The organism is Allorhodopirellula heiligendammensis, assembly GCF_007860105.1.
GTDB lineage: Bacteria > Planctomycetota > Planctomycetia > Pirellulales > Pirellulaceae > Rhodopirellula > Rhodopirellula heiligendammensis.
In genome coordinates, this window is record NZ_SJPU01000014.1 from 1 (window position 1) to 10,590 (window position 10,590).

The following is a 10,590-nucleotide window of genomic DNA, read 5'->3' on the forward strand; positions in this document are numbered from 1 at the left end:
TGATGCCGCCCGTGGGCTGGTGCATGTTCATCGCGGCAAAGGAGCCAAGGATCGATGTGTGCCGATCGCCAATTCCACGCTCCTGCTGCTCAGAAAGTATTGGACAACACATTGCCACCCGCGGCTACTCTTCCCCGCCGACGGACGCAATCATACGCTTGCTCGCCAAGGTATCAGTCGCGCCAAGAACCCCATGAGCGAAACGGCCGTCCAGGGTGCCATGAAGCGGATCACAACGAAAATGAACTTGGCTAAGAAAGTCACCATTCATACGCTGCGCCACTCGTACGCGACCCATCTACTCGAGGCGCAGGTCAGTTTGAAAGTGATCCAAAGGTATATGGGGCACTCGTCGCTGGCGACCACGCTTGTGTACTTGCACCTGACGGACACAGCCGAAGCGAACGCACGCAATGTGATCGAGGGGCTCTTTATGCTCAACGATTCTCCTGAGCCGAGTGGTCAAGCGGTGAATCGCTAACCGCTCCTGCGATGGTTTCGGTCGCGGATGCCTTGCGGCAATTCGCACCGGCATACTTGCAGCAGCATACTGATTCGATTTCGATCGCTCAAGACAAAGTCCTCGGCGCGATCACGCGTTGCCGCACCGGCGCTCTCGGTGGCGTTCACTACGAGTGCAGCGGTTGCGGGCGAGAGCACTGGGTAGGTCGCTCGTGTGGCAATCGACATTGTCCGAATTGCGGTCATGAGAAGACGCAGTTCTGGATCGAAAAACAGTCTGCCAAGTTATTGCCGGTCCATCACTTCCTGGTCACTTTTACGGTGCCCAGAGAGATAGGCTCGGTGCTGCGCGGGTCTCAACGAGACGGCTATCGCTGTCTGTTTGACGCTAGCAGGCAGAGCATTCGCGATGTGGGCTCGGTGACCAAGAGTTTGAATGGATGCAATCTCGGCTTCTTCGGAGTCCTGCATACTTGGGGCCGTGATCCGGCGGTCTACCATCCACACATTCACTACGTCGTTCCTGGTGGCGGAGTGAAGTTGGATGAGCAGGGCCGAGCGGAATCGTGGCATAGCACCGCGAAAAACTTTCTGTTTCATCACGGCACGTTGATGAAGGTCTACAAAGCGAAGTTGGCTGACGAACTGCGTGCCGCAGGTCTGTACTCGCAAGTCGATAGTGTCGTGTGGACAAAGAAGTTTGTGGTCGACATCCAGGCGGTCGGTCACGGGGTGCCGACTTTGAAATATCTCGCTCCGTACGTGCATCGCGTTGCGATCAACGACAGCCGGATCGTGGATGTCAACGAAGAAACGGTGACGTATCGAATTCGCCGCAAAGGCAATCGGATGGAGACCAAGGCGGTTCCTGGCGAAACGTTCGTCGAAAACTTCGCGCAGCACGTGCTGCCGACGAACTTCATGAAGATCCGTCACTATGGCTGGATGAGCGGTAACAGCAAGATCTCGGTTGACGAAGTGAAGTGGCTCGTATGGATCCAGTTGGGCTGGACGTTCTGGCTAGCCAGCGGCTACGCACCGCAGCCTGAGAAGTTGACGGCACCGATGAAGTGCATCGATTGTGGCGGCGAGATGCGGGTGACCGAAGTGACCTACCGCTCACTCGGTTCGATGGGCGTTCGTCCCGAACACGGACAGACCTTCTACGACAGCGGGTAAGCGATGAGGCATCGAGTTGACAAGACCGCGAGAATCGAAACGTCTGCAGGAGGGCGATCGATGAAGCTATGCGCCAATCCCATCCAAAGGCGTCACAGGAGCGTAAATGTCGAGAAAAAAACCGCCAATTATCAATCCGCAAAGCAGACAGGAGGCGATTCTTGGTGCCGTAATCCGTCGTACCGGATTCACAAACCGCACCACCGACTGCTCCTGGGCTGTCCGCGTGGAAGCAAAGCTCAAAGGGCGCTGGGTAAACACCGGGCTTCCTGAACAAAGGACTTGAGCTTCGGCTAGGCATTCGCAATTCCGCCTGCGACGAACGAAGTAAATCGAATCAGAAAGTGACTCAACCGTCGCGTTTACGCGAAGTCAAATCCTCATTGGTTATCCGAGGCCCTTGTCACGTGTCATGTCGTCGTGCAGCCTCTTTGCGACGGGCTTGATCCTTCCACTTCCGCTGCGATTCGTGATCGCCAGAAGGCATGGAACCAGACCAGATTATACGGTTGAGCAGTTCGAGATGTCTCGGACCAGCACTCGGCGCATCGCCCGTGCCGGCAAGTATTTGCTTCTCGGCGCGGTACTGACGCCAAAATGCGAGCCACTTCTTGACGTTGCGTGGCGATGGCACACGCATTTTCCAGTGTACGTATTCACACGGTGCACCACATTGCGGGCATGGCAAGTTGGTGACCGTTTGGTTGCGTCGATAGGTCTTGCCGCACGGTATGCAGGCCCAAGTGCGATTGCTCATCGTCGCGTGGTTCACTTTAGTCGGATAACGACCGCGATGACCGAGTCGCGGCAATGTGTTTTCCATTTCAAGACGCCGTACCCGCGACTTCGGTCCATCGCATGGTTCGCCGCTATTTACTTTTAGCGATTGGGGTTCCAAAAGAACTCTCCATTCTCGTTTATCCACCCAAGCTTGGCATCTCGTCGCTGGCCCACCGTCACCATTGCTGCATCGCCAACAAAGTCGAGGGCTCCGTCGAATCTTGCTGGAATTGCAATTTCGCCCGCCGCATCCAAGAAACCATATTTCCCGCCTACAAGGGTACCCGGTTTTGCAGCACCCTCATAAAAACGGCGTCGACCAAAATGCAGGTTTCCCGTGAAGTTGTATTTCTGCTGGACAAGCAGGTTGCCGCGTGTATCCGAAACGCCCCAGCGGTTGTCCGTGACGACCGCAATAGTTCCGTCGAAAAATGCAGTTCCCGTCCCGTCAAATTGTTCAGAGACTACGTCCGTGCAACGAGTATCTACCCAACCCCATTTCCCATCTTGTTCTGGACAAACAGGCAGCAATCCTTCTCGCTCCTGATGGGTTGATGCGAATTCGCGTTGGAGCCGATCGCTACCATCAAGTGGCCGAAGTGACCAACGATAATCATCTACGACTACTGCTGTGAGCTTCGAGTCCGGCCAGTACTCAGTGATGTAGTTGTACTGCGGTTCAAAGACCCAGTCGCCCATTGTCGAGATCAGTCCGTAACGGTCATCGCTCAACTGAACAATCGCCATGCCCTGCACAACGTCAGCGGCACGTTGAAACTCGAAATCGATGACAACATTTCCGTGTTCATCGACAAATCCAAGTTTGTCATTTCGGTCAACACAGAGATAACCCTCTGAGAATGAGTGCCCAAATATGGACGCATTTTCGATCGTTGCCTCGACCTTCCCGTTGACGTTCAGAATGTGGAGGTCCATACCATCCTGTACGCAACCGAGACCGTCAGCAAATCCAGTTGCGTCGGAGTACACGGGATCGACAACGATATCACCTTGGCGATTGACGTAGCCGCACTTTCCATTGCGTCGAATGAAGTAGAGATTATCGCGCATCAAGTTTGTCGTAAGGCTTCAGTCGGCGAACGGCGGCGATATGCGGGCGGCGTCGAGCGGCCCAACCACTGAGCCAACGGCTGCTACGCCGCTCCGTCATCATTGCATGGTTACGAGTCGTTTAGTTTAGCGTAGTACCCGTCGGCTTGCCCGCGACTTCGGTCCGACACAAGCACTGCGTCACAGTCACCAATTGATCAGGCGTCGGACAATGCCTCGCAGAGCAGGCGTTGGTTGATGCCCCGCAGGGCAGTGTTGCTTCATGCCCCGCAGGGCTGGCGCTGGTTGTCGCGGCTCGGGCGTTGGACGATGCCCCGCAGGGCACACTTGGCTTCAACACCAGCTTGATCTCGTAACGGCGGCGATATGCGGGCGGCGGCGAGCGACTCAACCACTTCGAGAATGGCTACCAACGCCGCTCCGTCATCATCGCATTGTTACGAGTCGTTTAGTCTAGCGTAGTACCCACAGGCTTGAACATCTGGCGCCATGCCTGAAAAATCTCGGGGGTTCGGGGGCTGGCCCCTGACCAGCATGGGCGAAGGAATCAAAAACTTCAAGATTTTTGATCTGCGCTATTGCCAAAAACAACACCGTCGCTAGGTCGATCATGGTTCCCCGCTCCTTGGTCAGTCACCACGGTAACAGCTAGCATTGATAACCGCAATCAAAAAACCAACCAGGAGAAAACCAAAGTTCCAAGCAGTCATTGAAGTTCTTGGAATTCGGAATCGGTAAAGCCGGATGAGCGGAACCGAGATCAATGCGGTCGGCAAGATCGCGAGAATAGGAATCATGCAGTAGAAGACCGTGTCGCCAACCACAGCAGGCAACCGAATGAATCCATGTCCGAAACCAACGACGCTGCTGGTCGGTGGGTTTGTTTTCCCAACAATGCCCAGCATGCAGAAGCAGCAAAGCGCATAAGTCGCTCCGGTCATCCATTTCCAGTCAGGGTGTACCCGGTCACCGTCTCGCAGATTGCGAGCATTGGTCTGGCTTGGAGCATATGGATTCGTCAAGGCTGCGAAGGCTTCAGTCGGGGAACGACCCGGATCAGCGGGGACCGGGAGTTGAGCATCCATTCGTGAAAACTGACCACCGGTCCTCCGTTGAATCCGATGGTTACCCGCAGCATTTTACAATCGCTTCCTCAATCTGGGAGGCGATCTCCTTGTCTTGTTCGTCTGGTAATCTCGCTTTCAATGCAGCGGCGGCATCAGGGCACGAAGCGACCCACAAATCACCAACCACCTTGCTGCGAACCTTGCGGCTTCGGTCTGAGAGCAGGATGGGCAAAATGGTCGCCCGCGCATCGGGGGACATGTCCACGACATGGGCGGCGGCGCGAAAGCGAATCGTCGATTTGGGATTGGTTGCAAGTGTGGACCAAATCGGATCAAGAATCGAATGTTTACTGCTTAGTTTTACGAGCCAAGACCCGGCCTGCTCCCAGACACCGCCGCCACCTTGGAGCAAAGCGTTCTCGATGCAAACAGATGCTGCATCGACTGTTGTCTCGCCATCAGCAAGATCGTACGCGTTATCAATTACGTCGTGAATCATAGCGAGTTGAGTCGCATCCTTGATGAAGCGTCCCGCGTATTCCTTTTCGCGTTCACGAGAAAATACGAACACAGCTTGCGATTTCAATTGGAACGAAGGGTCATCAAAGTCGGGTAAAGAATCCATGTAAGTCCAAGGTTTGACGGGTGGGAGCCATTCGTTAAAAACTGGCGACTCAAACCCGTGATGCTGACAGCTTGCGACTGTCAGTCACATTCGCTCCACCCACCAAACACATGGAATGAAATCTCATGAAGATTCTCGCACTCGACCTCGGAAAATTCAACTCCGTTTGCTGCCTTTTCGACTCGAAAACTCGCAAAACGAAGTTTGTCACGACACCCACTACGAGAGAACACTTCGATGTCATCTTCAAGGACACCAAAGCCGATCTCGTCGTCATGGAAGCCTGCGGACCCTCGGGATGGATCAACGATCTGGCGGAAGCTCACGGACACGAAACACTCGTCTGCAGTACCAACGAAGAAGCCTGGCGGTGGGCCAACGTCAAACGGAAAACTGACCGAGACGACGCTCTCAAGCTCGCTCGGATGGCCGCCATGGGCGAACTCAAAGGCGTCCACACGCCTTCACTGGAACATCGTGAGTTTCGATCGCTCGTCAAATACCGCAAGACCCTCGACGGCCGAATCAATAAAACCAAGAACGCCATCCGTGCGTGGTTCGTCAATCATGGGATCGAGATCGCAACCGGCGAGAAAGCCTGGTACTCCGGTCGCGAGCACATCAACTCGTTTCGCAAACCCCTGGCTGACTGCGGACCTGACGAACTTTGGAAAGGAGAACTCGACATCGAACTGACCATCCTCGATTCGCTGACCGAGCAACTCACTGGTGTCGTCAAGAAGCTCGAAGCGATCGGCAAGAATGACGAACGCATCAAGCGAATCCAAACGATCCCCGGAGTCGGACCACGAACCGCTGAAATCCTCGTCGCGTGTCTGGACGACCCGCACCGCTTTGAAAACGGACGACAAGTCTCGGCGTACTTCGGACTCGTTCCACGTCAGTATCAATCCGGCGAAACGGATCGCAACGGACGCATTACCAAGCGTGGCAATCCACTGGCACGAACGATCCTCGTCGAATGTGCTTGGGCCTCGCTGCGGTACAACCCGTGGGCCAAAGGTGTCTACGAAAGGATCTGTGGCAAACAAAAGACACGCAAAAAGAAGGCGGCGATCGCGTTGGCTCGCAAGATCGCCGTGATCGCCTGGGCAATGCTGCGAGACGAAAAGCATTGGGATCCCAAGCAAATGATCCAGGTCACTGAATCGTTCGGAAGGATGCCGGCGGGGCTCAAGGACTCACTGCAAAACATGAAACCTAAAGAGAATGCAGATCAGCGAAAAAGTCGTCTTCGCAAGGAAGCCCGCGCGGCGAGAGAGGCCGCCGAGAGCCGTGCTTCAAAAACAACTGGGCAGAATCCCGTGAAGAGAACGACCACTGGATCTGCTAAGCCGACCGCCGCCAAACGCAATGCGACCATCTCGGCGGCAACACGCTCGCCTCGGTCCACTTCTCAACCAAACGGGAAACGACAAACGAAAACCTCCAAGCCACGGCGAGCAAGAAAGCCAGTATCGCGTGACTGATGCTCCGACATCGGCGTAACGAATCGGCCTTGCTCGCCATTTTCATCTTCCGGTCACCAGGTCAACCTGTATCGGCTGCCTGATGCTTCGAGATCGGCGTAACGAATCGGACCTGCTGACCATTTATCCTCACTTCACTCCTCGAAACTCTGTCGTCAACTCTCCCCCATCAATATCACACCGATCACCTCAGGAGCCCGCTGCAAGCCCACGACACGAACCACCAAGGAACAGACCTGCCCTCCGTACTGAGCACCGACCCAAGTTGATGCGGACCGTTCGATTTAGGATCGATCCATTGCAAAGGATCGCTAGAACTATCCGACACATCGCCCTAAAGAATGTGCCGTACCGAAGGAAGACCACTTGCTGCTCATTGAAGCCTCCAGGCAAGTGCTCGCCGAAACACGTCGCCAGTCTGAATCAAGTGGCTGGAACCGTGCAAGGATAACTGAGGGGACGCCGCCAGCACGAAGCGTGTTGGCCCATCAGGAATCAGAGCGTTCACACCTCGAATAGTCGTTTAATCCAGCTCCTTACTTGTTCGCGTCCTACGGCGTTGATGAATCCGTGATCGACATCAACCGAGATGGAAACCGGTGCCATTCACCTGCGCCTTTTTTCGGTCGCCACTTACGGGCGAGCGACCGAAAAAAGCCTCCGGCGAACGGCACCTCACCTCCACCAGCGGGAAAAAAATGAAGTAAGACAAAAAGCAATCCAACACCACTTGCCAAACCTTGGACTTCATAGTCGTTACGAATCACGGGGTATGCGGACCAAATCGAAAGAGGCGGAACCGCGAGTGAATTTGATGAATCAAAAAAGGTTGAAGTGCCGCGTGAGCAGCATACTCCCGTGCATTCGATTGTTCGTAGCGTACAATCGATCACACGCGTACTGAAGCGCGACGCACGGTCGGCGATACAGCGATCGTATCGAGTCTTGAATACAGAAGCAAGCAATTTCGAGCGTCGGATGTCGTAGGCAGTTACGTCCGGCTTCGAACGACCATGCCCACCCAGCGGGAACATCAGCATGTCGCTCGCTGCTGCAAGTTGCAGTGGACCAATGCGATTTTCAGGCGTCAGATTTTTCCTTACTGACCGTATTCATCCACTTATCGTAGACTTCGCCGCACGATGGACAAGTCCAGCCACCCCAAAGCATCTGCCGAAAATTAGCGGGGCGGCGAATACGTGGCAACTCTCTCCCACAATTGGGGCAGCAAGTTTGGTCAAAGTTCAGACCCATCTTTCGGCCACGCCCAATTTGGATTTTCTTCGCGAAGCAATAAACGAAGAAGGCAAGTGTGCCTAGTCCTCCGGCGATTGCTCCAGTCAAGACAGGTGATTCAAGTATGTTGGCGAGGATCATGATTTCCCGTCTACGAACGCCAAAGGTCACCGGGAATGCGGACCAAATCGAGGACATTCAAATAGTGAGTAAAGTTGCGGAACCGAAAAAGGTTAAATTGCGGCATGAGCAGCATTCTCCGGTGCACCGCATTGTTCGTATGCGTGCGCTGGATCACGCGCGTCGTGCCGAGTACGAGCGACGGTGCCGCGATGATATCTAATAGCCAAACGTGGTGCAAGCAATTTCGGGCGTTGGAAATCTCAGACGTGGGATTTACTGGTGGAGATTGTACGCGGGAGGAATCCTTGGCATTGGACGCCCCAAGGAGGAGGTTTCGGGCGTTAGTCGCGGCTACATTTCATTCAGTGCATCCAAATCGAGGATGCCGAACCAGTGCAGCAAGAGCATTGCGGGAAAAAATGTTACGCACATCGTCATGAACATACCGACGGAATGAAGTAGCCAGTACCCGAAGCCACGAAGTCCACGAGATGCCAGCAAGTGGATCAGCGATGCAGCAGGCCACGTAAAGAAGAACAGCAGTTGCAAAACCGGCAATCGGGGCTTTGCGAGAATGCGACGGTCAATTGAGAACCAAAGCGTTGCGGATGTCGCGAAGGCAATTGCACTTGCGATATAGAGCAAGGGATTGTTGGGAGAGACGACTTGCCCCACGCCCCAAAACGCAGACAAGCCATAAAGCAAAAGCACCGCGTATCGGCGATGGATGACTCGGCTGGTGTCGATGGACTCGGTTAGTGACATTGCAGCAGTCATGGAATCACATCAGTCTACGAACGCCGAAGGTCACGGGGTAACGTGGCACTGGAGCGGAGGCGGTAAAATGGCGAAGCCAACCGCCGGAGTGGAGGTGACGCGTTACTCCCGTGCACCGCTTTGTTCGTAGCGTACACTGAATCACGCGCGTAGCGGCACACTACACGACCCGCGATACCGCAATCGTATCGAGTCGCCGATGCGCACGCAAGCAAATTCGGGCGATGGTTTCCAGGCGACGGAGACTGCGGGAGCTGGAGTCAGGTGTCGGAAATTACAGGCGTTGAACGTTGCGGCCTGCGGTTCAGCGCGGTCACCAACGCCTACGAACGTTTGGGATCACGTGGTCGCCGCGGAGGACTCTCCTCTTCATTAAACTTAACTCGGCGACTCACGTGCATCCCGTGGTTCGCCAACCATTGTAACGCAATCTCCCGACCGATTCGTGTGAAGATCACGGCTTCGTTGCGACTGTCTACATCCACTCACGCAGCAAAGTACGAGCGTGGTCGACGTAAGCACCCACCATAGCGCCAACGGTCGCGCAGAGCCCGTGCTCCTGAGTAGGGTGCTTACCAAGTAAGGAAATTGCCCAGATCAACGCAAGTGTTGAAAATAGGGCGATTGTTGCAAGAGTCGGGACTCGTCTGTGTGAGCACGAGTATGCGATGATAACGACAGGCAGAATCCCGGCAAACATTGCAAGCTCTGGATGCGCCGACGCGAAAGCGCAAAAGATTGCGAAAACGGCCGTGTACCCGAGAGTCCGTTTGAGTGTGTATTGATTCGACCGCATCAGCGCTGAAACAGGTTGGGCGAAACGCAACACATTTTATCAACTGGCGAACGCTACGAATAACGGGGTATGCGGGCCAAATCGAAAGAGTTGAGATAGCGAGCAAACTCGATGACGGGAAAAAGGTTGAATTGCCGCAAGAGCAGCATACTCCCGTTCATTCGATTGTTCGTAGCGTACCTTGGATCACGCGCGTAGCGACACGCTGCACACGGTCGGCGATACCGCAATCTTATCGAGTCACCCAGCGGGACGCAAGCAATTTCGGAGCGTTGGAGTCAGGCGTCGAAAATCACAGGCGCTGGACTTCCGCTGGCGGAGAACGCCGGTGTCGGACTCAGGCGATGAGCGTCCGCTGCCGGGAATTGCGAGTGCTGAATCAGGCGTTGGACTTCCACTGCCGGGTGTTGCAGGGGCCGGGTCCAGGCGTTGGACGTTGCGGCGATCGGGCCTGTGCGGCCACCAGCGCCTACGAACGCAGAGTTCACCGGGGAATGTGGTCGTAGCGGAGGCGGTGTAAAATGCCGCAGGCAACACCGCCGCAGCGGAGAGCACATTCCTCCGGTGCAACGCAATTGTTCGTAGCGTACCCTGGATCACGAGCGTAGCAACACACTACACGACCCGCGATACCGCAATCGTACCGAGTCGCCAGTGCGCAAGCAAGCAAATTCGGGCGTCTGGACGGCGGAAATCACGATCGTTGGATTAGTGTGCGATTAGCGAAGATTAGTGTTCGAATCAGCCTGGTTTTTGGGAACACTAATCCGCGCTAATCGAACGCTAATCCCAGCTGCAAGTTCGCAATGAAGCCGCCAACGTTGCGGAGTCAGTCTTTGCGGTCACCAGCGTCTACGAAAGAATCCATGTAAGTCCAAGGTTTGACGGGTGGGAGCCATTCGTTAAAAAACTGGCGACTCAAACCCGTGATCTGGGCAGCTTGCGGCCGCCCGTCACATTTACTCCACCCACCAAACACATGGA

Annotated in this window: 8 protein-coding genes; 3 read left to right on the forward strand and 5 right to left on the reverse strand. The window is 54.9% G+C overall.

All coding sequences use genetic code 11. The features are described from left to right. Both Poly21_RS26400 and Poly21_RS26405 read left to right on the forward strand, forming a co-directional pair. A partial coding sequence (locus Poly21_RS26400; protein ID WP_146410065.1) for a tyrosine-type recombinase/integrase occupies positions 1 to 481 on the forward strand: 481 nt, incomplete at its 5' end. An 11-nt stretch (positions 482 to 492) separates the two neighbouring features. Next, positions 493 to 1,641, forward strand: coding sequence for an IS91 family transposase (locus Poly21_RS26405; protein WP_146410066.1), 1,149 nt, complete (start codon positions 493 to 495; stop codon positions 1,639 to 1,641). 403 nt (positions 1,642 to 2,044) lie between these two features. On the opposite strand, the gene Poly21_RS28085 is transcribed toward Poly21_RS26405, so the two are convergent. The 4 genes from Poly21_RS28085 to Poly21_RS26420 all read right to left on the reverse strand — a co-directional run bounded on the left by Poly21_RS28085 (position 2,045) and on the right by Poly21_RS26420 (position 5,184). After that, the gene (locus tag Poly21_RS28085; protein WP_302120729.1) at positions 2,045 to 2,398 is read right to left on the reverse strand and encodes a hypothetical protein; all 354 of its coding nucleotides are present in this window, start codon (positions 2,396 to 2,398) and stop codon (positions 2,045 to 2,047) included. Positions 2,399 to 2,520: 122 nt separating this feature from the next. Beyond that, positions 2,521 to 3,492, reverse strand: coding sequence for a WG repeat-containing protein (locus tag Poly21_RS26410; RefSeq protein WP_146410067.1), 972 nt, complete (start codon positions 3,490 to 3,492; stop codon positions 2,521 to 2,523). Between the two features lie 629 nt (positions 3,493 to 4,121). Further along, positions 4,122 to 4,577 (reverse strand): hypothetical protein, encoded by a 456-nt coding sequence (locus Poly21_RS26415; protein ID WP_146410068.1) that lies wholly within the window; start codon positions 4,575 to 4,577, stop codon positions 4,122 to 4,124. A 40-nt stretch (positions 4,578 to 4,617) separates the two neighbouring features. Continuing rightward, a complete protein-coding gene (locus Poly21_RS26420) occupies positions 4,618 to 5,184 on the reverse strand; it encodes a hypothetical protein (protein WP_146410069.1) in 567 nt (188 codons plus the stop codon). A 125-nt stretch (positions 5,185 to 5,309) separates the two neighbouring features. On the opposite strand from Poly21_RS26420, the gene Poly21_RS26425 reads away from it, so the two are divergent. Beyond that, on the forward strand, positions 5,310 to 6,674 hold the full coding sequence (locus Poly21_RS26425) for an IS110 family RNA-guided transposase (protein WP_302120731.1): 1,365 nt from the start codon (positions 5,310 to 5,312) through the stop codon (positions 6,672 to 6,674). A gap of 1,710 nt (positions 6,675 to 8,384) precedes the next feature. Here Poly21_RS26425 and Poly21_RS26430 read toward each other — a convergent pair. Next, positions 8,385 to 8,810, reverse strand: a complete 426-nt coding sequence (locus Poly21_RS26430; protein WP_146410070.1) for a hypothetical protein — start codon at positions 8,808 to 8,810, stop codon at positions 8,385 to 8,387. Positions 8,811 to 10,590 lie beyond the last annotated feature (1,780 nt).

Bases quoted from the DNA above. Each gene is read 5' to 3' on its own strand.
- Poly21_RS26420 (WP_146410069.1), bottom strand. From the start codon at position 5,184: ATGGATTCTTTACCCGACTTTGATGACCCTTCGTTCCAATTGAAATCG.
- Poly21_RS28085 (WP_302120729.1), bottom strand. From the start codon at position 2,398: ATGAGCAATCGCACTTGGGCCTGCATACCGTGCGGCAAGACCTATCGA.
- Poly21_RS26425 (WP_302120731.1), top strand. From the start codon at position 5,310: ATGAAGATTCTCGCACTCGACCTCGGAAAATTCAACTCCGTTTGCTGC.
- Poly21_RS26430 (WP_146410070.1), bottom strand. From the start codon at position 8,810: ATGACTGCTGCAATGTCACTAACCGAGTCCATCGACACCAGCCGAGTC.
- Poly21_RS26410 (WP_146410067.1), bottom strand. From the start codon at position 3,492: ATGCGCGATAATCTCTACTTCATTCGACGCAATGGAAAGTGCGGCTAC.
- Poly21_RS26415 (WP_146410068.1), bottom strand. From the start codon at position 4,577: ATGGATGCTCAACTCCCGGTCCCCGCTGATCCGGGTCGTTCCCCGACT.
- Poly21_RS26405 (WP_146410066.1), top strand. From the start codon at position 493: ATGGTTTCGGTCGCGGATGCCTTGCGGCAATTCGCACCGGCATACTTG.